Source organism: Amycolatopsis sp. NPDC003676, assembly GCF_053587275.1.
In genome coordinates, this window is sequence record NZ_JBSFNS010000003.1 from 123,314 (window position 1) to 149,241 (window position 25,928).

Sequence of the window (25,928 nt, forward strand, 5' to 3'; positions counted from 1 at the left end):
GCATTCGGCCGGGGCCTGGAACCGACGCGATGGCTGCCGACTTCGTGATTCTGTCGGCACCTTGCGCCCACGGGATTTCCTTAGCCCGGAATGGAACGGCGGGCCGAGAACAGCGCGCGGCAGGAAACACGCTCCCGCCGCGTTGCCACCCGCCGCACCGCGATCCCAACCAGCCCGGAAACCCCGAACCAGCGAGCTTTCCCTTGCCGCACCGCTACTCTCAGCAGCGTGGACCCGCTCACCGCGTTGCTTGAAGGACCTCGTGCGCACGGCGCGTTCCTGCTCCGGTCCGTCCTGCGGCCGCCGTGGTCGTTGCGGATCGAGGACGAAGCGCCGCTGACCGTGCTCGCCGTCGTGCGCGGCGATGCCTGGCTGGTGCCCGACCACGCCGAAGCCGTCCGTCTGGACGCGGGCGACGTGGCCGTCATCCGGGGGCCCGAGCCGTACCTCGTCGCAGACGAGCCCGGGACGCCGCCGCAAGCGGTGATCCGGCCGGGGCAGGAGTGCGTCACCCCGGACGGCGGGCATCTCACCGACTTGACCGAGTTCGGCGTCCGCACCTGGGGCGGCGACGCGGACGGTCCGACGGTGCTGCTCACCGGCACCTACCCGACCGTCGGCGAAGTCTCGCGCCGATTGCTCGCCGCGGTGCCGGGCGTCGTCACCGCACGCGCCGGGACCAGCCCGGATCCGCTCGTCACGATGCTCGCCGACGAGATCGAGCGCGACGTCCCCGGGCAGGAAGCCGTCCTCGACCGGCTGCTGGACCTCCTGCTCGTCCGCGTCCTGCGCGAATGGCTCGACCGCCCGGCCGCGCCCGCCTGGTACCGCGCGCACGGCGACCCGGTGGCCGGGCACGCGCTGCGTCTCCTGCAGGACCAGCCCGAGCATCCGTGGACCGTCGCCGGGTTGGCCAGCGCGACCGGGGTTTCCCGCGCCGCGCTCGCCCGGCGGTTCACCGACGCCGTAGGCGAGCCGCCGATGACGTACCTCGCCACCTGGCGGCTCGCCCTCGCCGCGGATCTCCTGCGACAGCAACCCGACGCGACGCTCACCGCGATCGCCCGGCAAGTCGGCTACCGCAGCCCCTTCACGCTGAGCACCGCGTTCAAACGGGAGTACGGCCGGAGTCCGCAGCACTACCGCCTGCGCGAACCCGCCTGAACCAGTTCCCGCACGCCGGAAGCAGGATGCCCGCGAAACGCCTGCAGTCGCGGGAAATGGGGCGTGCCAATCCCGGGACGGCTAACTCAGTCCTCTTCCCCGAACATCCGCGCGAACAGGCTCCGCACCTTCTCCGCCGCCCCGTCGGACAGGAACAGCTCCAGGTTGTCCGCCGACATCCGCGCCGCCGGTTCAGCGCGCTCGAACATCGCCTCCTCGAATTTCCGCACGTCGCCGCCCTGAGCGAGAACCAGGGCAAGCTCGGCACCGTCCCGCATCGCGAGGTTCGCGCCCTGTCCGGCGAACGGCGACATGAGATGCGCCGCGTCCCCGATCAGCGTCACGCCCGGCGTCGGGTCCCACCGCAGCCCGACCGGCAGCGCGGTCAGCGGATACACCAGCACCGGACCGGTCGTCGCGTCCAGCAGCGCCAGGAACTCCTCCGGCCATCCGGCGTAGAGCTCCTCCAGCGCGACACGGGCGCGATCTGGGTCCTCGAACGGGATCCCCGACGTCTCCACCCAGTCCTCGGCGCACCGCAGGGTCAGGTGGACGCGGATCGTGCCGTCTCCGTTGCGCTGTGCGGAAAGCGTCTGCTGATCCCCGATCGAGGAGAAGCTGCCTCGTCCGACGAGCGCCGACGCCGCCGGGTGCGTTCGATCCGCGTCGTGGATGACCAGCTCCATCCCGTGCGCGCCGCAATAGGCCGGTTCCGCGTCGGTGAGCAGCGGACGGATTCTCGACCGCGCGCCGTCCGCGCCGATGAGGAAATCGCACTCCAGGGTTCCGCCGTCGGAAAGATGGACCTGATGCCGTCCGTCGCCGAGCGGCTCCGCGCGAGTCACCGTGTGTCCCCAATGGACAGTCCCCTCGGGGAGCGCGTCGAGCAGCAGTTTCCGCAGCGCCGGGCGGTCCGCCTCGGGACGGCCCCAGCGCGCGTCGCCCTCGTCCGGGGTGATTTCCTGCCGCAGCAGGGTTCCCGCGGAGTCGTAGAGGACCATGTCCTGGCCCTCGGGACGGGCGATCGCGCGGTAACCGGCCTCCAGACCTGCCTCGCGCAGCGCCCACTGGCCCTCGTCGACCGTCAGGTCCAGCGTGCCGCCCTGCACTCGGGCCTCCGGGCCGGCGTCGCGTTCGCAGACCACGGCGTCGACGCCGTGCGCCCGCAGCACCCGCGCACAGGTGAGCCCGCCGAGCCCGCCCCCGGCAATGACGATTCGCATGATGACTTCCCCTCGATACACCGTATTGACGAGATACACCGTATCGAAGCCGCCCCGGTACTGTCACCCGAAAAGGAGCGAGCATGGACGAACTGGTGTGGGAACGGCCCGAACCGCCGGCGCGCGCGGCGCCGACGCCGTTGAGCCGCGCCCGCATCGTCGAGACCGCCTGCGCACTCGCCGACGAAGGGGGCCTCGAAGCGGTGTCGCTGCGCAAAGTCGCGGCCGCGCTCGGCTCCGGGCCGATGCGGCTGTACGGCTACCTCGACACCAAAGAAGAGCTGCTCGACCTGATGACCGACGCCGTCTACGGCGAAATCCCGCTGCCGGACCCGGAAACCGAGGGCGTCGCCGCCCTCCGCGCGCTCGCGCACGGCTGCCGCGCGGCCGTCCAGCGGCACGAATGGTTCGCGGACCTGATCGGCGGACGGCCCGGGCTCGGCCCGAACGCGCTCGCCTACCTGGAGGCGTCGCTCGCCGCCGCGGCCGGGCCGGGTCCGATCGAGGACGCCGTGATCACGGTCTTCACCGTGCACTCCTACGTCACCGGGGCCGTGCGCAGCGAGATCCGCGAGCGGCGGCTCATCAGCGACACCGGCCTCGACGAGGAAAGCTGGCAGCGCGCCACCGCGCCGTACCTGCAGCGGATGTTCGACTCCGGCCGCTACCCGACCCTCCTCCGCACCGCGCGCGTCGCCGTCCACCCCGACGGCGACGCGGTCTTCTCCGCCGGCCTCGACCGGGTGCTCTCCGGGCTCTCCCTGAGTTGATTACCGCTTAAGCGGCAAGATGGGCGCATGAACACCGCCGCGCTGGGCCCGACGACCCGCGTCATGCACGCGATGGAACAGCTGTGGGCCGAAATCCGCAGGCGGCACGCGGACGTTCCCGAAGCGATCCTCGTGCTGGCGTCCGGAACGATGGGCACCACGACCGAGATCCACGGCCACTTCGCGCGGTCCCGCTGGCACGTCGGCGACGGCGTCGAACCGCAGGCCGAGTTCTTCCTTGGCGCGGAAGGCCTCCGTCGCGGCGCGGCCGAGATCCTCTCCACCACGCTGCACGAAGCCGCGCACGGACTCGCCGCCACCCGCGACATCGTCGACGTCAGCGACGGCCGCTACCACAACAAACGCTTCGCCGCGCTCGCCGCCGAACTCGGCCTGCGGGCGGAACAGGCGGACCGGATCGGCTGGTCGGCAACGACCGCGCTCCCCGCGACTCTCGAGGCGTACCAAGGAGAACTCTCCCGGCTCGAAGACGCGCTGACCGTGTGGCGGCACACCGAACAGGAGGTCGCGCGGCGCGCTGTCGCGGCCCCGCCGGACGATCCCGAAGGCCCGGACGAGGTGGCCGAACCGCTCGTGCCGCCGGTGGTGATCGCCCCGGTCGACGGTCGCGGCGCGCACCGCGGCGGACCCAACTACGTCGCGGCGATCTGCCGCTGCGAACCGCCCCGCCGGATCCGCGCGGCCCGGTCGATCCTGGAGCTGGGGCCGATCACCTGCACGTTGTGCTCCGAACCGTTCATCGAGGCTTGACCGCTGCCGCAGCAATACCTACTGCTTGCATTTTGCCATCACTTCGGGCTACCGTCGCGCATCACGAGCGGAGGGGGTCGCCATGCTGAAACAGGCAGCGGAGGGCGTGCTGGTCCACCAGAGCGAACTGCTGGAGAACAACGCGGTCGTCGTCCAGGGCCGGGCTGGCGTGCTGCTCGTCGACCCTGGGCTCACCACCGGCGAACTGGCTTGTCTCGCCCACGATCTGGGCGAACTCGGCCAGCCGGTCGCGGCGGGCTTCGCGACGCATCCGGATTGGGATCACGCGCTCTGGCACGCCGAATTCGGCGACGCACCCCGCTACGGCACCGCCCGGTGTGCGGCCTACCTGCAGGATCTGCTGGCGAAACCGGACTGGAAAACCCTTCTCGCCGAAGGATTGCCGCCGGAGATCGCCGACGACGTGCCGCTGGACCTGTTCGGCCGCATCACCGGCCTGCCCGCCGGAACCGCGTACCTCCCCTGGGACGGCCCGCGAGCCCGGATCATCGAACATCCGGCGCACGCGCCGGGCCACGCCGCGCTGCTCATCGAGGAACGCGGGGTTCTTGTGGCGGGCGACATGCTTTCCGACGTCCTGGTCCCGATGTTCGACACCGGCGCCGACCCGATCGAGGACTACCTGACCGGGCTACAACTGCTGGAAGCCGTGGCGGACGACGTCGAGGTGGTCATCCCTGGCCACGGATCCGTCGCAGCCGGTCAGGTCCGCGCGCGAATCGACCTGGATCGCGCGTACGTGCAGGCCTTGCGCGACGGTCGCGAACCCGACGACCCGCGGATCGGACCGTCGGCCAAGCCCGGCTGGGAGTGGGTCAGCGATCTGCACCGAGGCCAAGCCCAGAAGGTCGCCGGAATCAGCGGCTGATCAGCCGAGCCACCCGCGGTGCAACGCCGGAGCGAGTTCGTGCGCGGCGGAATCCCGGATGGCGTTCTCGTCGTGGAGATAGCCCTCGGTGGTCGACAACGCGGCGTGCCCGAGGTCGCGTTGCACCTGGCGCGGCGGGACCCCTCGCTCGATCGCGTGCGTCGCGTAGGAGTGGCGCGCCGAATGCGGGTGGATGGTGTCGCACAACGACTGCAGGTGCGTCGCGACGAACCGGGCCTCGGCGGTGTCGAGGAGTTCCCGCAGCCGCGCGGTTTTGGGCGGCTGGCAGAACGTCGCGCACAGCCGCCGCAGCAATGCCGTCACGTGCGAAACGTGCACGCGCGCGCCGGTGCTGGTGACGAACAGCGGCTCGGCCCGGTTCGCGCCGACCTGTCCGCGCAACGCCGGGACCTGCGGCGTGACCCGGTCCGCGAGATAGGCGTCGAGCGCGTCCGCCACCGATGCGGCCAGTGCGACCTCGCGGTCCTTGGATCCCTTGCCGTGCACGCGAAGCACGCCGATGCCGCCCGCGGTCGGCCGCCGGTAGTCGGCCAGATCGACGCCGACGAGTTCCTCCGCTCGCACCCCGGTGCCGATCAGGATCTCGACCATCGCCCGGTCGCGCGGGCCGTTGCGGCTGTGGTCGACCAGCAGCCACGCGGCGAGCAGCAACGCCCGGCACGCGTCGAACGACCAGCGCGCGGTCTGCGACGGCACGCCGGAAGGCCGGTTGAGATGCTGCGCGCGCCGGTCCACGAGCGCGGCGGGATTGTGCCCGGCCAAGCCTTCCCGCAGCAGGTACTTGCGGTAGAACGCGGACACCGCCGACAGCATCCGGCCGCGCGTCGCGTCGCGGTACCCGGCCTGCGCCAGCTCGTCCAGCCACTGCTCGACGTGCTCCACCCGGACGTCGGCGAACGAGGTGAACCCGTTGCGCAGGCACCACGGCAGCCACGCGAGCGCGTCCGGATCGGTCCGCCGCGCCCGGCCGCGGCGACGGCCCGGGTCCGGCGGCTGGTAGCCGGGGACCCAGTCGAGCGGGATGCCGAGATCGGTCGCGTAGGCGACGCGGGTGTTGATCGACGCGTAGACGCGCAGGAACTCCCCGAACCGCTCTCGCGCATCCTTGCCCGCTCCCCCGGCATCGGTGAGCGCGAGGGTCATGCGCGCCCGCCCGGATACAGCGCGGCGACCCCGGCGAGCACGAGATCGATCCCGGCGAGGAACTGCTCGCGGTCGTCGTGCTCGCTCATCTGGCCCGCCATCGCCCGAGTGATCTCGTATTCCTCCGGATCCAGCGCCTCCCACGCTTCCGCCGTGGCGGCAAGGAATTCGGCCCGGTCCGCGTCCGGCTCAGTCACCTGGCTGTTCGCCGCGTTCTGCCCGGCCGCGCCCAGAACGTAGTGCATCAGGACCGACGTCGCGGTGAACCAGTGCTCCTCGGGCACGCCCAGCGCGCGGACCCGGCGGCCGAGGCTTTCGAGGATCCGCGGCGTGACCGGGCCGCCCGGACTGCGCGACAGCTGGAGCAGCAGCTGCGCGGCAAGCCACGGGTGCGCGTCGATCGCGGAGAACAGCCCGAGCGCGACCGCGTGCACTTCCTCGCGCGGCGAGCCCGCCGACTCCGCAGCCAGCGCGTCCGCCACCACCGCGTCGGTCGCGGCGACCAGCAGCTCGCCCTTGTTCGCGACGTGCCAGTAGATCGCCCCGGGGCCGGTCGCGAGCCGCTCGGTGAGCACCCGGAAGGTCAGGCCGCTCTCGCCGGCCGCGTCCAGCAGTTCCACCGCCGCCTCGACGATGCGCTCCCGAGAGAGCGCCTCCGTACGCCGCTGTGCCCGGCGCGTCCCCGTAGCCATGTGCCCATCTTGACACATCTGGAGCGCCGTTCCAATATGGAATGGCGTACCAGAACCCTCTCTTTCGAAGGAGCCGTGTCATGAACACACCCGTCACGATCGTCGGCACCGGGCTCGGCGGTCTCACGCTCGCCCGCGTCCTGCACGTCCACGGAATCCCCGCCGCCGTCTACGAAGCCGAGCCGTCCCCGGCCTCGCGTGCCCAGGGCGGCCTGCTCGACATCCACGACTACAACGGTCAGCTCGCCGTCGAAGCCGCCGGTCTGACCAGCGAATTCCGCAGCCTGATCCTGGAAGGGAGACAAGAACTGCGGCTGCTCGCCCGGGACGGGACGGTGCTGTTCAAACAACCCGACGACGGCACCGGCGGCCGCCCCGAAGTCCACCGCGGCGAGCTTCGGCAGCTGCTGATCGACTCGCTGCCGGAGGGCACTGTCCACTGGGGACACAAAGTCAGCGGCGTGCGCGCCTTGGCCGAGGGCTACGAGGTCGCGTTCGCCGGCGGAACCACGGTGACCACGGACCTGCTGGTCGGCGCGGACGGCGCCTGGTCGAAGGTCCGGCCGCTGCTGTCCTCGGCGAAGCCGGAGTACAGCGGGGTGTCCTCGGTCGAGACCTTCGTCTACGACTCCGACCGCCGGTTCCCCGCCACCGCCGAAGCGGTCGGCGGCGGGATGCTGCTGGTGCTCGCGCCGGGCCACGGCATCACCGCGCACCGCGAGCGAGACGGAATCCTGCACGCGTACGTCGGGCTCGAACGGTCGCTGGACTGGTTCGACGGCATCGATTTCGCCGACGCGGCAGCCGCGACCGCGCGGATCGCGGCGGAGTATGAAGGCTGGTCGACGGCGTTGACCACGCTGATCACCGAAAGCACCACCGCGCCGGTTCTGCGGCCGCACTACGGCTTGCCGATCGACCACCGGTGGGAACGGGTGCCCGGCGTGACCTTGATCGGCGACGCCGCGCATCTCGCCCCGCCGAACGGAGAAGGCGCGAACCTGGCGATGCTCGACGGAGCCGAACTCGGGATCGCTCTCGCCGCCCATCCCGGCGACATCGAGGCCGCGCTCACTGAGTACGAGCAGGCGATGTTCCCGCGCAGTGCGGAAACCGCCGCCGAGGGCGCGCACCTGCAACGGCAGATGTTCGGTCCCGACGCCCCGAACGGCCTGCTCGCCGAGTTCGTCGCCGGTACCTAGGCCTGGACGGGTCCGTGAAGGGCCCCTCGAAGGAATCAGATTCCCTCGAGGAGTCCTTCACGGATCGCGAACTCACCCGGCTTCCCGGAGAGAGGCGGAGAGCGCGCGGGCCTCGAGTTCGGTCATCCGGCCGGTCTCGTACGGCACGCCGTTGACCCACCGCTGCGTCAGCCGGGCGATCCGCTCGCCGTACCGCTGCGCGGTGACCCGGTCGCCGCTCGAACCGGCGTCCTCCGGCCCGAGGTCGGCGTGGCTCTGGCTCATCAGCCCCAGCCACGAGCCGAGCCGGTTGAGGTCGTCGCGGGTCCCGCCGCTCCAGTTGTTGCCCGGCATGTCGCCCACGCCGACCCACTGCATGCCCAGCTGCGCCGCGAACACCGACAGCTGCTGCAGCACCGCGAGCTTGTCGCCGCTCTGTGATGCGGACATGGTGAATCCGCCGGCCAGTTTGTCCTTCCACGCCTGCGTCGTGAACGGCGTGAACGCGGCCTCCATGAACGCCTTGAACACGGCCGACACGCTGCCCATCAGCGTCGGGCAGCCCATGACGATCGCGTCGGAACGGTCCAGCAACGCCATGACCTCAGCGTCGTGCCAGCGGCCCGCGGTGACGTCCTCGGCGCGGATGTCGACGAGGTGCACCTGCACGCCCGGCACCTTCCGCACCCCTTCGGCGAGGTGCTCAGCCAGGAGGCGGGTGTGTCCGTGCACCGAATGGCAGACGACGGTCACGGTGGCGTGCGGGATGTCGTCAACGGCATTGGCTGTCATGCGAAAACTTCTTCCGGTCGTGGGGAAATCCCCTGCTTGCTCCCCATCTCATCCCGATCGCCGGACGCCATCAACGCCGTTCTCCGGCACCCAGCGATCGGTCAGACCGATCGATCGGGCTAGCCTGATCCGGTGGACAGGATCGAGCTGGAAGCGTTCGTCACGGTCGCGGAGGAGCTCCACTTCGGCCGCGCCGCCGAACGCCTGCACCGCGGACAGCCGACCGTCAGCGACGCCGTCCGCCGCCTCGAGAAAACGTTGGGCGGCAAGCTGTTCCACCGCACCAGCCGCCGCGTCTCGCTGACCGATCTCGGCGAGGCGCTCCTACCCGACGCGCACGCCACTCTCGCCCAGCTGCGCCGGTTCCAACAACGCGGCCGCTCCCTGGCCGGTGGCGACCGAGCACGCACCACGCTCGTCGTCGCCCACGCCGAGTACACCGCGCACCAGGTGCTGTTGCGCTGTCTGCCGCAGCTGCGCGAGCGGTTTCCGGACGTCACGATCGTGCCGGAGCCGATGCCGACCACCGCTCAGCTCGCCGCGCTGCGCGCGGAAACCGTCGGGCTCGGCATCGGCTGGGCGACCGGCGGGATCGACGGCGTGCGGGCGAGAGTGCTGTCCGCCGAACGGTTCGTCGCGCTCGTGCCCGCGGCGCATTCCCTTGCCGGACACGCCGAATTGAGCGCCGCCGAGCTGTCGTCGACCGCGTTGCTGACCTGGCCGCACCAGATCAACAGCGGCCTGTGCGACCGGCTGCTGTCCGCGTTCCGGATCAGCGGGGCGGACCTGCGGATCATCCGAACCGCCGACAGCGTGCAGGCGATCGCCGCCCACGTCGCGGCCGGGACGGGCATCGGGATCACCGTCGAGTCGGCGCTGGACCATCAGCCGCCCGGGCTGCGGATCATCCCGCTGACCGGTCCTTCGACGACCGCCGACCAGGTCGTCCTCCTGCCGGAAACTCCGTCCGAAGTCGCGCTGTCCCTGCGAGATCTGCTGCTGAAGGCCTCTTTGCCGGGTTAGGGACACGCGCCGGACAAGATCCGGCCGTGCAGCTCCACCAATCGCGCGCTGGGATCGACTCCCAGTTCGTTGCGAAGGCGGCGGCTCAACCCGGCGTACCGGCGAAGCGCGTCCGCCTGCCGGCCGTGCCGGCACAGCACCGTCATCAGCTGCGCGGCGATCCGTTCGTCCAGCGGATGTTCGGCGGCGTAGTGGTTCAGCGGGCCGAGCAGCTCCGACGACTTGCCTTCCCGCAGGCAGATGTCGAACAGATCCAGCTCCGCCCCGAGCCGTTCGGCGGCGAACCGGGCACGCAGATCGACCAGCCACGCGGCGTCGACGTCGACGAACGGAACGCCGCGGCACAACGACAACGCCGCTTCGTAGGACTGTTTCGCCCTCCGCCGGTCGCCGCCCGACTTCCGCGCCCGCGACACCAGGCCGCGGAACCGGCACAGATCGATGTCGTCCTCGTCGACGATCACCACGTATCCGCGGTGCCCGCGCGTCAGAACCAGCCGGTCGCTGTCCTGGAACACCGCGCGGAGCCGGGAAACGTAGCTGTAGAGCGCGTTGTGCACGCGCGCCGGCGGGGAGCCGTTCCAGACCCGGCTGATCAGCTCTCCGGTCGAGATCTGGACGTTCGGCTGGATGAGGAGCGCCGCGAGAAGCCGGCGCTGCCGCGGCGGGCCCAACGCGAGAATCCGTTCGCCGACCCGTATTTCGACCTCTCCGAGAACCCTGACCTCGGTGCCGCTCACGGAACCTCCCTGGGTTGTTTCCGGGATACCAGTCCCGCCGCCGCGGTTTCAAGGTGACGGCAAGGTTTCGACAAGGTGCCCCGGCCACGATGGGCCACGGCCCGGGCAGCGTCGCCCCGCATCGGGAACGCGCCCGCCGGCTTTCGCCCGCCCCGGCGCGATTCCCTGCTGCCGCGAACGGAAATCGGGAGGTGAAAGCCCCATGCTGTACCGCCACTGACCCGGCAAGCCCGTCGCGGGCGCGTCGCAGGCCGCGGCGCGCCCGCTCCGACCTCGGCATGCTCGCCTGGAGGACGTCTTGGCAGTGCACGACGACCCGTACTACGAGCCGCTCGACCCGCGCGTGCTCGCCGATCCGCACCCGTATTACCGCAGGCTGCGCGAGGCGCATCCGGTGTACTGGCACGGAATGCTGGGCTCCTGGGTCGTCACCGGACACGCCGCCGGACGCCAGGTGCTCGCCGACACCGCCCGCTACGCCTCGGACTTCCGCCGCGCCGGGATCGACGTTCCCGCGGCGTCGGTGAACCTGCAGCAGCTCGACCCGCCGGAGCACACCGGGATCCGCCGCCTGCTGGTCTGCGCGCTGCACCAGGTGCCGCAACGCGCGATGGCCGACCGCCTGCGCGCGACCATGACCGCCCGGCTGCTCGCGCTCTCCGACGACCGCCCGGCCGACCTGGTGTGGGGCTTCGCCCGCCCGGTCGCGCTCGACGCGATCAGCCGCTATCTCGGCGTGCAACCGCCGGACGGCGAGGAGTTCGAGCGTTACTCCAACGCCATTGTGCGCAGCATGGATTCCGGTCTCGACCCGTCCCGCGCGGAGGCCGGGGACCACGCTCGGGCGCGGTTGAGCGAACTCGTCGCCGGCTGGCTGGCCGACGACAATCAGACCGGTTTCGTCGCCGCCGCCCGCCGCGCCCGGTACGTCCGCCCCGGCATCTCCGCGGACCTGCTGGCGAACTCGCTCCGCGCCGTCCTGCACGCGGGTTACGAGTCGTCCAGCCGCCTGCTCGGTGCGGCTCTGCTGCGCCTGGCGCGCCGACCCGGCCTGCTGGATCCGTTGTCCGCCTTGGACGGCGCGGACGATCTCGCCGACGAACTGGTCCGCCTCGACGGTTCCGTGCAAGCCGACGGCCGAATCTGCGTCGCCGACGGAGAACTGGGCGGCCAGCACATCCGGCGCGGCGACGTCGTGATCGTGCTGCTGGCCGCCGCGAACCGCGATCCCGCCGTATTTCCCTGCCCGGACGAGGTGAATCCGCGGCCCCGGCGCGGCCTGCACCTCGGATTCGGCCGCGGCGCGCACTCCTGCCTCGGTGCCGCGCTGGTCGGCCTGCAGTTGCGCACGCTCTTCGACTGCCTGCGGGACAACGGAATCACACTGACCTTGGCCGGTTGTCCGGAGTGGGAGGACACCGCGACCCTGCGCGGGCTGACCTCGCTGCCGGTCCAAGTGTCGATCCGGCGGAAAACCTCGGCGCACTGGCGGTAGGTTGCCCGGAAGGGGCGGGTTTTCCGGGCAGGGGGCGACGGTGCTGGACGTGCGGCTGTTCGACGTCGACCGGGCAAGCGAGCAGGACTGGGATGAACTGCACGAGCTGCAGTTTTCCGTCTATCAGCTCGAATTCCCGGAACGTCCGGCGTTGACGCGGCAGGAGACGATCTCCGCGTTGCGCGTGCCGCAGGGCCAAGCGGGCGAGCAACTGGTGTGGACCGCGCACCGGGACGACCGCCTCGTCGCCAGGGCGATCGTGAACCTGCCCGCCGACGGGCGTCTCGCCATCGTGCGGATCCAGGTGCATCCGGACGTGCGCAGGCAGGGCATCGGGACGGAGTTTCTCCGGATTGCCGAGGCGATGCTGCGGGAACGCGGCCGGACCCAGGTGGAGGGATGGAACCTCACCGTCGGCGGTCCCGGCGAGAGCTGGGCTCAGGCGCTCGGCTTCCGGTTCGTGCACACCACGATCCTGCAGATCCTGGAACTGAGCGACGTCGACCGCGAGCGGTGGGACGTCGCCGTGCCCTCGGGGTACCGGCTGGTGCGGTGGATCGGCGCCGCGCCGGAGGAGCTGGTCGAGGCGTTCGCCAAGGCTCGTGCCGCGATCGGTGACGCGCCGCTCGGCGAGTCCGAGCTGGGCGCCGTGGAGTGGACCGTGGACCGGGTCCGCCGGGTGGAAGCGTCGTATCGCGAGCGGGACATCGAGCACCGGACGGTCGTGGCGGTCGGTCCTGGCGGCGAGATTGTGGGCCTGACGGAGATGGAAGTGCGTCCGCTGCTGCCGCAGCGGTTGCGGCAGGGCGACACCGCCGTGCTCGCCGCGCATCGCGGACACGGGCTGGGGCTGGCGATGAAGGCCGAGATGCTGCGGTGGTTCACGGCGGACCGGCCCGACGCGGCCCAGGTCTGGACCTCCACCGGCGCGGGCAACACGCACATGATCGAGGTGAACCACCGGCTGGGGTTCGCGACGGAACGGAAGTTCAGCGTGGTGAGCCGGTCGCTTTAGGGGACTCACTGCCAGGGGGCGTCTGCTAGCGGCGGGGCCGCTGCCTCGACTCCACCTCGGGTTCGGCGGGCCGCGCCCGCACTTCTGGGGGTGGCACCCGAATACCCCGGAAAGGGGCCACTGGCCTGAATCTGAGCTGGTCAGGCGCGGTGGTAGTGGGGTGGGTGTGGATCTTTAGGCTGGTGCGGTTCGGGTTGGTGATCGTACTGGGGTGGCGGGTTGACTGCGATCGATCGGACCGCGTATCCGCAGTTTAAGCGGGTGGTGTCGTCGAAGGAGTTGTCGGAGGCGTTCACGCCGTCGGGGGCCGAGGTGGCGTGGGCCAGGTCGAAGGTGCGGTCCGGGGCGCCCGAGCAGGTGGTGGCGCTGTTGGTGTGGTTGAAAGCGCATGCCCGGCTGGGGTACTTCCCGAAGCTGGACGCGGTGCCGCGGGTGGTGATGGAGCATGTCGCGGCCGCGATCGGCGTTGACGCGGATGTAGTGGCGCGGGTGGGGGCGGTGCGTACGGCGAAGCGGTACCGCGAGTACGTGCGAGAGTTCCTCGGTGTGCGGTACGAGGCGGCCATAGTGCGGAAGATCGCCGAGGAGGCGGTCCGGGAGGCGGTGACGAAGAAGGACAACCCGGCGGATCTGATCAACGTGGCGCTGGATGAGTTGGTCCGGGCGGGCTGCGAGTTGCCGGGGTATACGACGCTGGACGCGCTGGTGGCGGGGATCCGCACGGAGGTCAATGGCGGGTTGCAGGCGGCGGCGTACGGGCGGATGGCGTGGGAGTCCCGTGGCCGGTTGGAACGGTTGCTGGTGGTGGACCCGGCGACGCGGCGCAGCGAGTTCGACCGGCTGAAGGATCCGGCGCCGGCGGCGACGGTGTCGAAGTTCCGGGCTCGGCTGGCGCGGTTGCAGGTGCTGGACGCGATCGGCCCGACCGAGGAATGGCTGGCCGGTGTCACCGCGGCGAAGATCGCGCATTTCGCCGGGGAGGCCCGGGTCGCCGATGCCGATGACATGCGTAAAACCGGTGAGGCGAAACGGTTCACGCTGCTGGCGTGCCTGGTGCACCAGGCACGGATCGAGACCCGCGATGACGTGGTGACGATGTTCTGCAAACGGATCGCGGCGGTGCACAAACGCGGCAAGGACAAGCTGGATGAGCTGCGCGAAGCGCACCGCGGGGAGACCGAACGGCTGATCGGCGTGCTGGGCAAGGTGGTGGCCGGGGCCCGGGACGCCACGACGGTGACCGCGACGAGGCGGGGGCGGCCGGTGGGGGTGGCGCGCCGTGAGCAGCAACTGGGGCAGTCGGTGCTGCACACCCTGGAGGGCGAGGGCGGGATCGAGGAGATCGCCGCGGCACTGGAGGCGGTGACGGCGTATCACGGCAACAACTATCTGCCGCTGCTGGAACGGTTCTACCTGCCCCACCGGCCGATCCTGTTCGACATGGCCGCGTCGCTTCAGTTGGTGGCCACGAGCGCGGACCGGGACGTGCTGGACGCCCTGGAGTTCGTGCGCGAGGTGCGGGACCGCCGCGCCGAGTGGATCCCGGACGCCGTCCAGGTCGAGCGGGATGGGGCGACGGTGACGCTGCGGGCCCGGGTGGAGAACTTCGCCTCGCACACGTGGCGGAAGGTGTTGCGGGACAAGCACAAGCCGGGAATGGTGACGCGCCGACACCTGGAGGTGTGCGTGTTCTCCCACCTCGCCGCCGAACTGCGGTCCGGGGACATCGCCGTGGTGGGCGCGGACTCCTACGCCGATTTCACCGCGCAGCTGTTGCCGTGGGAGGACTGCGAGCCGCGCTTGGCGGAGTTCTGTGAGCAGGCCGGGATTCCCGCCGATCCGGATGAGCTGGTGGCGCATTTCCGGGAGCAGCTGGCCGATGCCGCCGAGACGACGGACGCGGGGTTTCAGGTGAACACCGATCTGCGGATCGTGGACGGCCGCCCGGTGCTCACCCCGCGTCGCGGCGGTGAGCGCAGCGCCTCGGCGATCGCCCTGGAGCAGGCGATCCATCAGCGGCTGCCGGAGCGCAGCCTGCTCGACATCCTCACCAGGGCCGCGTATCTGACCGGCTGGCACCGGCACCTCGGACCGGCGTCGGGGTCGGATCCGAAGGTCCGCGGGGACCGGATGGGCCGCTACGTGCTCACCGCGTACGCCTACGGCACCAACCTCGGCGCGACCGAGGTCGCCCGGCACATGCGCGGCACCGTCTCGGCGCACGAGATCTCCACCGCGGGAAACAAGCACTCCACCTCGGGCAAGGTCGCCCGCTGCTCGACCGATGTGATCAACGCCTTCGCCGAGCTGGACGTCGCCGGCGTGTGGGGCGACGGCAAGGTCGTGGCGGTCGACGGGTCGCAGATCGACACGTGGGACAACAACCTGCTGGCCGAAACCCACATCCGGTACGGCGGATACGGCGGAATCGCCTACCGGCACGTGTCCAATACCTATATCGCACTCTTTTCCCGATTCGTGCCCTGTGGCATGTGGGAAGCGATCCATATCGTCGACGGGCTGCTGAACAACGATTCCACGATCGACCCTGACACCATTCATGCCGATGCGCAAGGCCAGTCGCTGCCCGTGTTCGGTCTCGCCGCGTTGCTGGGATTCGATCTGCTTCCCCGCATCCGGAACTGGGCGGATCTGAACTTCTACCGTCCTGACACGACGGCCGGTTACCGTCACATCGACAGTCTCTTCGGTGACGACGTCATCGACTGGGACCTGGTCACACGCCACTGGCAGGACTTGATGCGCACCACGATCTCCATCCGCGAAGGAGCCGTCTCGTCGGTGACGCTGCTGCGCCGCCTGGGCAATCACTCCCGTAAGAACCGCCTTTACCGCTCGTTCCGGGAACTCGGGCGGGCCATCCGCACGATCACGCTGCTGCGTTTTTTGAACGATCCGCGACTGCGGGAGCAGATCACCCCGATCACCAATAAGGCCGAAGGGTTCCACAAGTTCTCGGACTGGATCATGATCGGCGGAATGCTCGGGCACAACGATCCGGATGTGCACGAGCGGATCGTGAAGTTCAACGAGCTGGCCGCCAACTGCGCCATTTATTCGTCCGCGCTGGACATCACCGACGCGGCGAACACGCTGGCCGCCGAAGGACACCCGGTCGACTTCGACGACCTCGCCACCGTCACCCCGTACCTGACCCACACCATCCGCCGCATGGGCGACCTGGTCCTCGACCTCGCCGAACCCGAGCAACCCCAGACCCGTCTCGATCTGGAACCCAAGGTGCTCTTCCGCGCCGGTGTCTGACAACACTGGCGGGGTCGCCCCGCTCGGGGGGCCTGTCCTGGCAGACCAGGCCGGTTTCCGGCGGTAACTCGCTGGTCGGGCAGGATGGTGATCGCCTCGGGCACCAGGTCCGGGGCGGTGGGTGTCCCCGGCGGTCGCTGGATCGGCGAGCGCGGGGGACCTGCCCGCACAGGGTCAGTCTTCGTCGTCCTCGGCCCAGTACTCCCGAAGCTACGGTCAGGGGGCAGGTAGCTGAGCTGTAGTCCACTGACCTGGCGGTTTAGGTACGCCTAGAGCTACGGCCAGCCGCAAGGTAGCGACGTTCTAGCAGGTCAGCCGTGGGGTCGTTGACGGGAGAAGAGCCGTCCGTGTCGAGGTCCTCGCCAAGGCGCTTGGCGTGACCAAGGGCGGCTTCTACGGATAGTTCGCCGACCGCGACGCACTGCTGGCGGCGCTGCTGGACGCCTGGGAACACGAGAGCATCGACGACGTCCTGGACCGTGTGGAACGCGCCGAGGGCGACGCGCGGGCCAAAGTCTGCCTCGCGGGCCGGCTCACCCTGTCCGCCGACCGCCTGCTGCCGATCAACCTCGCCATCCGCGACTGGGCACGCCGTGACGAGGCGGTCGCCCAGCGCCTGCGCCGCGTGGACAACCAGCGCATGGACCTGCTGCGCGAGATGATCGGCACCTTCTGCCCGGACCCCGACGAGGTTAAGGCCCGCAGCCTGCTCGCCTTCTGCACGGCCATCGGCAGCCACTTCCTCGCCGCCGACCACAACGGCCGCACCCGCGCCGAGGTCATCGCCCGCGCCGCCGACCTGCTGCTCAACCTCCCGCCCGACGCCCCGGACAGGCCTGACCGCCTGGTTCCTGATCGCCGCCTCCGAATCGCTGACTCACCGGTACCTGGCCGACTTCCCGGACGGTGACCGGCCGGCGTTCCGGGACGAACTGATCGTGCTGCTCACGCGGTTTGCCGCCCGGGAATCGGATGGTTGACGTGCCACCGCCGGTCCGGGTCGACCTGGGCTTTCAGCGCGGTCAGCCGTGGCCAGTCCCCGGGGGCGAACGCGGACCGGACGTGGTCCTCGGTCATCGGCCCGAAGCTTTGGGCGAGCAACCGTCCGATCGCCTGCCCCGCGACCAGCGCCATAGCCGCCTCCAGCAGCGGCCGAACCACCTCCTCTCCGTTGTCCACGATGGACAGCACGTGCAGGGAGTACGCGGCGTCCCGGTGCGCCACCGCACTCGGGATCTCGGGCGACCGGGCGAGTGCGCCACCGAGATGCCGCAGCGCGATCACCGAGAACGCCGGGGCCGACGGACCGGCCAGTGACACGAGTTTGGCGAGGGCCTGTGAGTCGAGCCCGTTCAGCAGCCGGTGCTCCGACCGGTAGGGATGCGGCTGCTTCGGCTCGTCGAACACCTCGCCCGACTCCACGAACGGCAGTTCACGCAATTTGTCGGCGAGGACCGGTCCTGCTGCCCGCAAGGGCCGCACCAGCCGCGCACCATCCTCGGCGGATCCGGCGTAGGAGATCTGGACTTGCGCGACGTGCCTGCCCCGCAAGTGTTCCGGGAACATCGGAGCGTCCGGATAGGACAGCACGGACACCGCCGAGGTCATGTCTTCCGGCACCGTGCGGGTCCACTCGTGCCAGACGTCCATGATGTCCGGAGCCTGGGCGAGATCGAAGGTCAGCCCACCGCCGTACAGCCGGGCGACCGGCACCAGCCCGATTTCCATCCCGGTCACCATGCCGAAGCTGCCGCCACCACCCCGCAACGCCCAGAACAGCTCGGAGCCAGGGGTGACCTCCTGCACGCCGCCGTCGGCGGTGACCAGCTCGAAGCGGCGCACCCAGTCCGAGGCGTACCCGTATCGGCGCCCGAGCAGCCCGATTCCGCCGTTCAGTGTGTAGGACACCGCACCGACCCCGGGTGAGCTTCCGGACAGCGGCGCGAGGCCGTGCGGCGCGGTCGCGTCGACCACCTGCTGCCAGGACGCTCCGGCCTCCACCCACGCGGTGCGGGCCTGCGGGTCGACACGGACACCGGACATCCGGCGGGTGCTGATCAGCACGCCGCCCTCCAGCCCGGCCCCACGCCCATGCCCGCTGAACTGCACGGCGACCTTGGCGCCGGTGCGGTTCGCGTACGCCACGGCGTCACGCACATCCTGTGTGCTGGTGATACCGGCGATGAGCGACGGCCGGTGCGGGTGGTTGAGCTGGTACCCGGTGGCCTCCTCGTCGAATCCGTTCGTCCCCGGGAGGAGGACAGGGCCGTTGGTGGTGAGTGCTTTGGTCATGGCCTCACATTAAGTAGCCTTGCGGACATAGAATGTCCGCAAGGAGGTCGGGTGAGTAAGGACATGCCGGGCCGGATGTTGCGCCTGCTGTCGCTGCTGCAGGGCAGACGCGAATGGTCGGGGACCGAACTGGCCGAACGGCTCGGCGTGACCGGCCGGACCGTCCGGCGGGACATCGACCGGCTGCGGGCCCTGGACTACCCCGTCGACGGGACGACCGGCACCGCCGGTGGTTACCGGCTCCGGTCGGGCCGCAATATCCCTCCCCTGCTGCTGGATGACGAGGAGGCCATCGCGATCGCCATCGGCCTGGTGACCGCCGCCGGGAGCACTGCGGGCGCGCCGGACAGTTCGATGCGGGCGTTCGCGAAGCTGGAACAAGTGCTTCCTGCCCGGCTGCGGCCCCGGCTCGCCGCGATCACCGGTACCACCACGGCAATCCCGAACCAGGGCCTGCCGCAGGTCGACCCGCCGACGCTGGCGTTGCTGGCCGCGTGCTGCCGTGACCAGGAGGTCTTGTCGTTCGACTACCGCAGCCGCGACGGCTCCCCCAGCATCCGGCGGGTCGAGCCACGCGAACTGGTGACATTCGGCGGGCGCTGGTACCTGCTAGCTTTCGACGTCGATCGGGATGATTGGCGGACCTTCCGGATCGACCGGCTCGAGCGGCCGTTGGCCACGCATCGGCGGTTCAGCCCACGCGAGCTGCCCGCCGAGACCGCGGCCGACTACGTCGCCACGGTGTTCGCACGGGCGTCCTACCGGTACACCGCCGTCATGGCCGTGCGCATGTCAGCCGAGGCCGTGCGCGCCGGAGTGTTCGGCCCATTCCGCTGGGGGGTCACCGACACCGGGCCGGGGGAATGCTCGGTCCGGCTCAGTGCGGACTCCCCGGAGCTGGTGGTCCAGCACATCGCGGCGATCGCCGCGCTCGGCGCCGGGTTCACCCTGGACGCTCCGGCCGAAATCACCGACCGCCTCCGTTCTCTCGGCGCCAACCTGATGTCGTCTTCCGGAACATGAACTGTCGGCTCGCTGTCACCGCACCACTGAGTCGCTGCCGGGTATCCCGCCCCGGCTTGCCGTGGACGCCTGGCCCCGCCGTCGACGACGCAGGCGTCGAGCAACCCGGTGATCCGATCCGAATCGGCTACGCCCGCTGCTCCACCGCCCAGCAGGACCTCGACATCCAGATCGCGGCCCTGCGCAAGGCCCGCTGCCGCACCATCTTCTCCGAGAAGATCTCCAGCCGGGTCAAGCAGCGCCCTGAATTCGAGAAAGCCCTCGCGCTGGCCCACCAGATCAAACAGGCCGCGCCACACCAGCCAGTGATCTTCACCGTGCACGAGTACAAACGGCCTGCCCGCAACTCCGCCGAGCTGATGAACCTGGCCGCCGACCTACAGGCCGCCGGGATCCAGCTCGAACTGCTCACCGGACCACTGACCGGGATCTACGACCCTCACGGCGTCGGTTCGATGCTCTTCGCCGTGCTCGCCAACTCCGCCCAGCTCGACCGCAACTACATCCGCGAGAAAACCCTCGAAGGCCAACAGGCCGCCGCGGCCAAAGGCCACCACGGCGGCCGCCCCAAGGTCATCGACGAAGACGACGTCCTCTTCGCCCGCGCCCTGCGCGACAAAGGCACCCCCATGCCCGAGATCGCCAAGAAGCTCACCATCAAGACCGGCAAGAACGCCGGCCGCAACCCCTCGGTCGCCTCGCTCTACCGTGCACTCGCCGAGCAGGCAGCTTCCTGATCAGGATCTACGCGACCCAGTGGCCCCTTTCCTGGGTATTCGGGTGCCACCCCTTCTGCACCGGCACCCATCTCGCGCCTCTGCACCAGCACCCATCTCGCGCCGCGAGACCGGCACCCTGTCCATCGACCTCCCGCACAGGCGCTTCCCAGCTCCTGCGATCGATGTACCTCAAACGGCATCCTCCGGCTGCCCCTCGTAGCCGGTCCGGTCCCAGCCTCCTCGCCAAGACGCGAAATTTCTCCCCGGCACCCGCCTCCGAGGGCCTTCGCAGGCTCGCCGAGCCACCTGCGCCGCGACAATATTAATAATCTCAGTTATCCATATGATTGACACTACCCAAGTCTTGGCCTCGGGTTTAAGTTTCAAATCACGAACCCTCTGTTTAAGTATTGATACTGAAACTGTAGGGTGGGCTCCACCTGCGGAAAGGGGCATCGATGGAGACGGGCGGGCCGCCGATTCGGCGTGGAAGCCGGGAGGAACGGCGGGAGGCGACCGTGCGCGCTTTGGCCGCCGGAGACGAGGCGGGGTGTGCCTACTGCGGCCAGCCGCTGCCGCCTATCCCCCGCCAAGGCGGGCGGCCGACGCCGTACTGCCCGGCCGATCCGGAGCGGTACGGCAAGTGGGGCGCGAAGGTCGTCACGTGCGCGATGCTCGACGAGCAGCGCGAGATCTGGGTGACTGTCTACGGGCCCGACCAGCCGATGACCCTGCTCGACACCCAGGCGCTCGACGAGCAGCTCGGCTCCGCCCTGTCGGCGCTGGACCCGTTGCACGCGGAGCTGTCCGCGCTGCGCACGCACGTCACCGACCAGACCGCGGCCGCTCTCAAGGCACGGGAAGAGGCCGAGGCGGCTCGCGACGAGGCGCTGGAGCAGGCCCGGGTGGCGAACGCGGAGCGGGCGCAGGCGGTAGCGACCGCGGAGGACGCGCGGGAGGCTGAGGCAGCAGCCAAGAAGCAGTCCGAAGTGGACCGGGCCGAACGGGACAGCGCGCTCGAGAATGCTTCTGCGGAAAGGAAAGCGCAGGAATCGGCGCTGGCCGTCCGCGACCAGGCCGAGAACAACCGTCAGCGTGCGCTGGAACAGGCCGCCTCGGCGCATGACCGGGTGACGGCGTTGCAGCGCGAGATCTCGGCGTTGCGCGCGACGGCGGTCGAGGATCTCGAACAGGCCCGTCGCGACGCCGCGGAAGCGCAGCAGGAACTCCGGGCGTCGCTGACCGCCGAGCACGAAACCCGGTTGCGCGACCAGGAACGGCGGCTGCGGGAGCAGGCAGCGGAGGCGGACGAGCGGGTGCGCGGGGTCCAGCTCGCGGCCGATCAGCGGGTCGCCGAGTCTGCCGCGCAGTTGAGCCAGGCGACCAAGGGATATGCCGAAACCTTGGCACCGCTGCACGCTGAGCTGGGAGAACTGCGCGCTCGCGTCTCCGCGCAGCAGGCCGAACTGGACGAGTTGCGACGGCTCCGCGAAGCCGAGGAAGCTCAGGAATCGGAGCAGCCGGAAGAGCAGGCGACTGGGCACTGACGAGGCCCGGGTGTGGTTGAATGACCTCAAGTCGCTGGATCTTCCCGGCGGACTGTCCCGCCTGCGGTGCTTTTCCTGGCCCGCATCGGCGCGCTCCCTACAGCGAGCACTTCACCGATCCCGGCCTCGTCAGGTCGTCCCCAGCCATGCCCACGAAACGGAGCAGAACCATGCCCACCGAACGCCTCACCAACGGCACCGAACGAGAACTCCTCGAAAACACGCTCGACCGCAACCGCGAAGCACTCGTCGAAACCCTGCGCGGCCTGTCCGAAGCCGACGCCCGACGGCGCCTCGTCGCGTCGCTGTCGACGCCGATCTCTGTGGTCAAGCACGCCGCCGCAGCGGAACGCATTTGGTTCCAACGCTTCTGGGCCGGGCTCGAGGAGTCCGAATGCGACGGTTACTCGAAGCGCGATGTCGGCACCTTCACCGTCACCGACGACGAGACCGTGGCCGACGTGATCGCCGAGTACGAACGCGCCAGCCAGCGGTCGAGGGAGATCGCCGCGCGCTTCGAACTGGACGACACCAAGGATTTCCCTGGCGAGGGAACCGTCAGCATGCGCTGGACGCTGCTCGCGATGATCCAGGAATTCGCCCGCCACGCCGGCCACGGCGACATCCTGCGCGAGCAGATCGACCAGCCGCTGCCCTGACTCCCCTGGCTGCTGGTGTTCGGCCAGGAACGGCAGGAGCACGTCGGCCTCCCGTCGGGCACTTCCCCGGCGAGAGGCCGACGTCGAACCGCGGCCGGTGACGTCTCGGCGACGACCTGGTCCGGCTGTCATCCCAGCCAGGCGGCGAAGTCCAACAGAGCGGGGTGTTCCTTGCGCAGCGCTGAAATGTCCGCGTGCCAACCACCGTTGTTGGCGAAGTCGTAGCCCGCCACCGCATCAGGATCACGGCCGGTCAGCGCTTCGCGCGGGATCGGCCGGTAGGCGACCGGCTCCCCCGTCGCCCGCGCGATGGCCTGGGCGATCCGCGGCATGGTCAGCTCGTCTCCGGCCAGTTCGATCGTGCGTCCGGCGTACTCAGCCGGGCGGGTGAAGGCCAGCGTGGCGAACGCGCCGATGTCGGCGGCCGCGATGAGCTGGACTGGCGTTTCGGGCAGGAAAACGTCGGTCAGCACGCCGTCGCGGACGCCCAGCTGCGGGTGGATCTGGTTCTCCATGAACCGGACCGGACGCAGCGCCGTCACGGGAAGGCCCAGGTCGCGGGCGTAACGCTCCAAAGCGGACTTGGTCTGCCAGCGCGTGATGCCATGCGGGGCGTCGGCCGAGGCGACGGACGCGTACACGAAGGTGCGGACACCGGCCGCTGCGGCAGCGTCCGCGATGTTGCGGCCGTAGCGGAGTTCGTCGTCGAGGGTGAAATCGGGCGGCGTGCCGGGATAGCCGAGGGTCGGCTGGACGCTGAAGACGCCGTCGGCCCCTTTGACGGCCACGTCGAGCGAAGCGCGGTCGCCCAGGTCGCCGCGGACGAGTTCGGCACCGGCGGCTTCGAGTGCTTGTGCGGCGGAAGCGTCCGGGTCGCGGACCAGCGCGCGGACGCGTTGTCCGGCGGCCAGCAGCCCGCGAGCCGTCGCCCCGCCTTGGGCGCCGGTCGCTCCGGTGACGAGGACGGTGGTCATTTTTCCTCCTGCTGCACGGATTTCGTCCAAATGGGGAGAGCCCCCACTTTTCTTCGGCTACGATACGGGGACAGTCCCCGATTAGGCAACCAGGAGGCGGCGATGCGGGCCGACGCCCAGCGGAACTACGACCGGCTCGTGGCGGCCGCGCGGGAAGTCTTCGCGGAGCAGGGGGCCGACGCGCCGCTGGACGACATCGCGCAGCACGCGGGCGTCGGGAATGCCACGCTCTACCGCCACTTCCCCACTCGGCAGGCGTTGCTGGAAGCGGTCTTCCACGGCCACATCGACGCCCTGTGCCGACAGGCCGACGAGTTGCGGTCCGCGTCGTCGCCGGGTGCCGCGTTGAAGGAATGGCTGGGCGAGGTCGTCGCGTACGGGAGCGCGAAACGCGGGCTCGCGGCCTCGTTGCTGGCGGCCTTGGGCGAGGAAAGCTCAGCGTGTCGTGCGGCGGTTTTCGAGGCAGCGCAAGGGCTTCTGACCCGGGCGCAGGACGCTGGCGAAGTCCGGGCAGATGTGTCGGCCGGGCAGGTGTTCAAGCTGGTCAACGCTGTCGCGCTGGTCACCGAGACGGAGCCGGACGCGCCCGGGCAAGCGACCAGTCTGCTCGACCTGATCTTCGACGGCCTCGCCAAGCCCTAGCCGCTACAGCCACCCGCTCGTTTCGGCGACCCGGACCGCTTCCGCGCGCGTGCGCGCTTGGGTCTTCCCGATCGCCGACGACAGATGGTTGCGTACTGTCCCCGCAGACAGGCCCAGCGCGGTCGCCATGTCCGCGACGGTTCCGCCTTCCGCGGCGGCGCGCAGGACGTCCGCCTCGCGGTCGGTGAGCGGGCTCGCGCCGCTGGCCAGCGACTCGGCGGCGAGGGCCGGGTCCACGAACCGCAGTCCGGCGTGCACCCGGCGGATCGCGTTGATCAGCTGTTCCGGGCGCGAATCCTTCACCACGAACCCGGCCGCGCCCGCGGACATCGCGCGCGACAGGTACCCGGGGCGGCTGAACGTGGTGCAGATCAGCACGCGGCAGTCCGGCAGCGCGCGGCGCAGGTCGGCGGTCACGGCGAGCCCGTCGCGGCCGGGCATCTGGACGTCGACGAGCGCGATGTCGGGCGTGGTCCGCTGCGCGGCGGGCACGACTTCGAGGCCGGAGCCGACCTCGGCGACCACCTCGAGGTCCGATTCCATCCGCAGCAGGGAAGCCAGCGCGCCGCGCACGAGCGCCTGGTCGTCGGCCAGCAGGACCCGGATCACGCCGCACCCGCCGGGCCGCGGGCCAGCACCCGGAATCCGCCGTGCGGGCCGCGGCCGTGTTCGAGCGAGCCGGACACCGCGGCCATCCGCTCGGCGAGGCCGGTGAGACCGTGTCCGGGGACGACGCCGTCCGGGACGGTGCCGTCCGGGACGGTGCCGTCCGGGACGGTGCCGTCGTCCGCGACTTCCAGCCAGTCGCGGCCGACTCGGATCGTGCAGCGCTGAGCATCGGAATGGCGGAGCACGTTCGTCACGGCTTCCCTTACTACGTAACCGAAAACGCCCTGCAGTTCGGGGGCCGCGGCATCGGGCGCGGGCAGGTCGGCGTGGACTCCGGCGGCGCGCAGCGCCATCCGGGCGCCGGCGACTTCGGTCGCGAGCGACACGGTGCGGTAGTCGGACACGGTGGCGCGGACGTCGGAGAGGGCTTCCCGGCACAGGTCGTCCAGGTCCCGGATCTCCCCGAGCGCCGCACGGGTGTCGCCGGAAGTCTCCAGGATCCGCCGCGTCAGGCCGAGTTTCAGCGTCATCGTGGAGAGGCTGTGGCCGAGGACGTCGTGCAAATCCCGGGCGACGCGCTGCCGTTCCTGGTCGACGGCCATCCGCCGGATCTGCTCGCGGGCCAGTTTGAGATGGCCGATGGTGAACGTCAGCGCGTAGACGACGCCGAGGATCGCGGTGACGGCCACGAGCGTCAGGACCTCGCCCCAGCTGACCCGGCCGTCCCCGATGGCCATCCACGCGATCTGCGCGGCGGCCGTCCCGAAACCGAGCAGGAGCGAGAACCGCAGCGGCAACAGCATGAGCCCGGTCGCGATCGCGTAGGTGAGCCCGGTCAGGTACTCCGGGGAGCCCAGGATCAGTGCGGGCGTGGCGCCGAGCGCGAACATCGCCGCCACCATCGCGATCCGCCGCCGGCGCAGCGCGAGCGGGCCGAACCACAGCACCACCAGGTACGCCAGGGCGTAGCAGCCGAGAAAGGCGAAAACGAGCCCCGTGCGCACCGGCCCGTACCGCCCGTCCGAGAGCGCGACGACCCAGGCGGCCAGGAAGCCCATCATGAGGCCGTTGACGACCACGGACCGGACGCGGCCGCGGTGCCGACTGGACGCTCCGCTCCGCGCGTCCGTCCAGAAACTCCAGTCCGGCCATTGGCGGGCCGAGAACCGGTCCGGATCGGGTTCGCGCACGTCGATCATGGTACGGGCACCTCGCTGATGATCACCCATGACAAACGGCACGGGCGGTCCCGGCGGGGC

General features: G+C 70.3%; 24 protein-coding genes. 15 read left to right on the top strand and 9 right to left on the bottom strand.

Annotation, left to right across the window (positions count from 1 at the left end; translation table 11 throughout):
* Positions 1-228: 228 nt before the first annotated feature.
* A complete protein-coding gene (locus tag ACWDNU_RS02860; protein ID WP_449667491.1) occupies positions 229-1,164 on the top strand; it encodes an AraC family transcriptional regulator in 936 nt (311 codons plus the stop codon).
* 86 nt (positions 1,165-1,250) lie between these two features.
* On the opposite strand, the gene ACWDNU_RS02865 is transcribed toward ACWDNU_RS02860, so the two are convergent.
* Positions 1,251-2,387, bottom strand: coding sequence for an FAD-dependent oxidoreductase (locus ACWDNU_RS02865; protein WP_449667492.1), 1,137 nt, complete (start codon positions 2,385-2,387; stop codon positions 1,251-1,253).
* Between the two features lie 83 nt (positions 2,388-2,470).
* On the opposite strand from ACWDNU_RS02865, the gene ACWDNU_RS02870 reads away from it, so the two are divergent.
* The 3 genes from ACWDNU_RS02870 to ACWDNU_RS02880 all read left to right on the top strand — a co-directional run bounded on the left by ACWDNU_RS02870 (position 2,471) and on the right by ACWDNU_RS02880 (position 4,817).
* A complete protein-coding gene (locus tag ACWDNU_RS02870; protein ID WP_449667493.1) occupies positions 2,471-3,157 on the top strand; it encodes a TetR/AcrR family transcriptional regulator in 687 nt (228 codons plus the stop codon).
* Positions 3,158-3,184: 27 nt separating this feature from the next.
* Entirely contained in the window at positions 3,185-3,928 is a 744-nt protein-coding gene (locus ACWDNU_RS02875) for a hypothetical protein (RefSeq protein WP_449667494.1), read from the top strand.
* 82 nt (positions 3,929-4,010) lie between these two features.
* Entirely contained in the window at positions 4,011-4,817 is an 807-nt protein-coding gene (locus tag ACWDNU_RS02880; protein ID WP_449667495.1) for an MBL fold metallo-hydrolase, read from the top strand.
* Here the strand turns inward: ACWDNU_RS02880 and ACWDNU_RS02885 are convergent, their stop codons facing one another.
* Complete coding sequence (locus ACWDNU_RS02885) at positions 4,818-5,981, bottom strand: tyrosine-type recombinase/integrase (RefSeq protein ID WP_449667496.1); 1,164 nt, start codon at positions 5,979-5,981, stop codon at positions 4,818-4,820. It abuts the gene before it with no gap.
* Positions 5,978-6,673 carry a TetR/AcrR family transcriptional regulator gene (locus ACWDNU_RS02890; RefSeq protein WP_370937018.1) on the bottom strand — a complete coding sequence of 232 codons (696 nt, stop codon included), beginning with the start codon at positions 6,671-6,673 and terminating at the stop codon, positions 5,978-5,980. Before ACWDNU_RS02890 ends, ACWDNU_RS02885 begins: the two co-directional genes overlap by 4 nt.
* 80 nt (positions 6,674-6,753) lie before the next feature.
* Between ACWDNU_RS02890 and ACWDNU_RS02895 the strand changes: the two genes are divergently transcribed.
* Positions 6,754-7,875: an FAD-dependent oxidoreductase gene (locus tag ACWDNU_RS02895; protein ID WP_449667497.1), complete on the top strand. Its 1,122-nt coding sequence runs from the start codon at positions 6,754-6,756 to the stop codon at positions 7,873-7,875.
* 72 nt (positions 7,876-7,947) lie between these two features.
* Here ACWDNU_RS02895 and ACWDNU_RS02900 read toward each other — a convergent pair whose 3' ends face one another.
* Complete coding sequence (locus tag ACWDNU_RS02900) at positions 7,948-8,646, bottom strand: flavodoxin family protein (protein WP_449667498.1); 699 nt, start codon at positions 8,644-8,646, stop codon at positions 7,948-7,950.
* Positions 8,647-8,778: 132 nt separating this feature from the next.
* Between ACWDNU_RS02900 and ACWDNU_RS02905 the strand changes: the two genes are divergently transcribed.
* Positions 8,779-9,669: a LysR family transcriptional regulator gene (locus ACWDNU_RS02905; protein WP_449667499.1), complete on the top strand. Its 891-nt coding sequence runs from the start codon at positions 8,779-8,781 to the stop codon at positions 9,667-9,669.
* Here ACWDNU_RS02905 and ACWDNU_RS02910 read toward each other — a convergent pair.
* Complete coding sequence (locus ACWDNU_RS02910) at positions 9,666-10,409, bottom strand: AfsR/SARP family transcriptional regulator (protein ID WP_449667500.1); 744 nt, start codon at positions 10,407-10,409, stop codon at positions 9,666-9,668. The genes ACWDNU_RS02905 and ACWDNU_RS02910 overlap by 4 nt on opposite strands.
* 304 nt (positions 10,410-10,713) lie before the next feature.
* On the opposite strand from ACWDNU_RS02910, the gene ACWDNU_RS02915 reads away from it, so the two are divergent.
* From ACWDNU_RS02915 to ACWDNU_RS02930, 4 genes are all read left to right on the top strand, one after another.
* Positions 10,714-11,904, top strand: a complete 1,191-nt coding sequence (locus ACWDNU_RS02915) for a cytochrome P450 (protein ID WP_449667566.1) — start codon at positions 10,714-10,716, stop codon at positions 11,902-11,904.
* A gap of 40 nt (positions 11,905-11,944) precedes the next feature.
* Entirely contained in the window at positions 11,945-12,919 is a 975-nt protein-coding gene (locus ACWDNU_RS02920; protein WP_449667501.1) for a GNAT family N-acetyltransferase, read from the top strand.
* A 219-nt stretch (positions 12,920-13,138) separates the two neighbouring features.
* The gene (locus tag ACWDNU_RS02925) at positions 13,139-16,204 is read left to right on the top strand and encodes a Tn3 family transposase (RefSeq protein WP_449667502.1); all 3,066 of its coding nucleotides are present in this window, start codon (positions 13,139-13,141) and stop codon (positions 16,202-16,204) included.
* Between the two features lie 481 nt (positions 16,205-16,685).
* Complete coding sequence (locus ACWDNU_RS02930) at positions 16,686-17,114, top strand: hypothetical protein (protein ID WP_345408837.1); 429 nt, start codon at positions 16,686-16,688, stop codon at positions 17,112-17,114.
* A gap of 35 nt (positions 17,115-17,149) precedes the next feature.
* Here the strand turns inward: ACWDNU_RS02930 and ACWDNU_RS02935 are convergent, their stop codons facing one another.
* Positions 17,150-18,496: an FAD-binding oxidoreductase gene (locus ACWDNU_RS02935; RefSeq protein ID WP_449667503.1), complete on the bottom strand. Its 1,347-nt coding sequence runs from the start codon at positions 18,494-18,496 to the stop codon at positions 17,150-17,152.
* Between the two features lie 51 nt (positions 18,497-18,547).
* Between ACWDNU_RS02935 and ACWDNU_RS02940 the strand changes: the two genes are divergently transcribed.
* From ACWDNU_RS02940 to ACWDNU_RS02955, 4 genes are all read left to right on the top strand, one after another.
* A complete protein-coding gene (locus ACWDNU_RS02940; RefSeq protein WP_345408841.1) occupies positions 18,548-19,519 on the top strand; it encodes a helix-turn-helix transcriptional regulator in 972 nt (323 codons plus the stop codon).
* A gap of 56 nt (positions 19,520-19,575) precedes the next feature.
* A complete protein-coding gene (locus ACWDNU_RS02945) occupies positions 19,576-20,256 on the top strand; it encodes a recombinase family protein (protein ID WP_449667504.1) in 681 nt (226 codons plus the stop codon).
* 500 nt (positions 20,257-20,756) lie between these two features.
* Positions 20,757-21,785 (top strand): hypothetical protein, encoded by a 1,029-nt coding sequence (locus ACWDNU_RS02950; RefSeq protein ID WP_449667505.1) that lies wholly within the window; start codon positions 20,757-20,759, stop codon positions 21,783-21,785.
* A gap of 170 nt (positions 21,786-21,955) precedes the next feature.
* Entirely contained in the window at positions 21,956-22,444 is a 489-nt protein-coding gene (locus ACWDNU_RS02955; RefSeq protein WP_370937011.1) for a DinB family protein, read from the top strand.
* A gap of 128 nt (positions 22,445-22,572) precedes the next feature.
* On the opposite strand, the gene ACWDNU_RS02960 is transcribed toward ACWDNU_RS02955, so the two are convergent.
* Positions 22,573-23,418: an NmrA/HSCARG family protein gene (locus ACWDNU_RS02960; RefSeq protein ID WP_449667506.1), complete on the bottom strand. Its 846-nt coding sequence runs from the start codon at positions 23,416-23,418 to the stop codon at positions 22,573-22,575.
* A gap of 102 nt (positions 23,419-23,520) precedes the next feature.
* Here ACWDNU_RS02960 and ACWDNU_RS02965 point away from each other — a divergent pair, with 102 nt between their 5' ends.
* A complete protein-coding gene (locus ACWDNU_RS02965) occupies positions 23,521-24,060 on the top strand; it encodes a TetR/AcrR family transcriptional regulator (protein WP_449667507.1) in 540 nt (179 codons plus the stop codon).
* 3 nt (positions 24,061-24,063) lie between these two features.
* Here the strand turns inward: ACWDNU_RS02965 and ACWDNU_RS02970 are convergent, their stop codons facing one another.
* Entirely contained in the window at positions 24,064-24,669 is a 606-nt protein-coding gene (locus ACWDNU_RS02970) for a response regulator transcription factor (RefSeq protein ID WP_370937008.1), read from the bottom strand.
* Positions 24,666-25,868, bottom strand: coding sequence for a sensor histidine kinase (locus ACWDNU_RS02975; RefSeq protein ID WP_449667508.1), 1,203 nt, complete (start codon positions 25,866-25,868; stop codon positions 24,666-24,668). Before ACWDNU_RS02975 ends, ACWDNU_RS02970 begins: the two co-directional genes overlap by 4 nt.
* Between the last annotated feature and the right edge of the window lie 60 nt (positions 25,869-25,928).

Coding starts and splice junctions, on each gene's coding strand:
- ACWDNU_RS02865 (WP_449667492.1), bottom strand. CDS start 2,387: ATGCGAATCGTCATTGCCGGGGGCGGGCTCGGCGGGCTCACCTGTGCG.
- ACWDNU_RS02870 (WP_449667493.1), top strand. CDS start 2,471: ATGGACGAACTGGTGTGGGAACGGCCCGAACCGCCGGCGCGCGCGGCG.
- ACWDNU_RS02875 (WP_449667494.1), top strand. CDS start 3,185: ATGAACACCGCCGCGCTGGGCCCGACGACCCGCGTCATGCACGCGATG.
- ACWDNU_RS02880 (WP_449667495.1), top strand. CDS start 4,011: ATGCTGAAACAGGCAGCGGAGGGCGTGCTGGTCCACCAGAGCGAACTG.
- ACWDNU_RS02885 (WP_449667496.1), bottom strand. CDS start 5,981: ATGACCCTCGCGCTCACCGATGCCGGGGGAGCGGGCAAGGATGCGCGA.
- ACWDNU_RS02890 (WP_370937018.1), bottom strand. CDS start 6,673: ATGGCTACGGGGACGCGCCGGGCACAGCGGCGTACGGAGGCGCTCTCT.
- ACWDNU_RS02895 (WP_449667497.1), top strand. CDS start 6,754: ATGAACACACCCGTCACGATCGTCGGCACCGGGCTCGGCGGTCTCACG.
- ACWDNU_RS02900 (WP_449667498.1), bottom strand. CDS start 8,646: ATGACAGCCAATGCCGTTGACGACATCCCGCACGCCACCGTGACCGTC.
- ACWDNU_RS02935 (WP_449667503.1), bottom strand. CDS start 18,496: ATGACCAAAGCACTCACCACCAACGGCCCTGTCCTCCTCCCGGGGACG.
- ACWDNU_RS02955 (WP_370937011.1), top strand. CDS start 21,956: ATGCCCACCGAACGCCTCACCAACGGCACCGAACGAGAACTCCTCGAA.
- ACWDNU_RS02960 (WP_449667506.1), bottom strand. CDS start 23,418: ATGACCACCGTCCTCGTCACCGGAGCGACCGGCGCCCAAGGCGGGGCG.
- ACWDNU_RS02965 (WP_449667507.1), top strand. CDS start 23,521: ATGCGGGCCGACGCCCAGCGGAACTACGACCGGCTCGTGGCGGCCGCG.
- ACWDNU_RS02975 (WP_449667508.1), bottom strand. CDS start 25,868: ATGATCGACGTGCGCGAACCCGATCCGGACCGGTTCTCGGCCCGCCAA.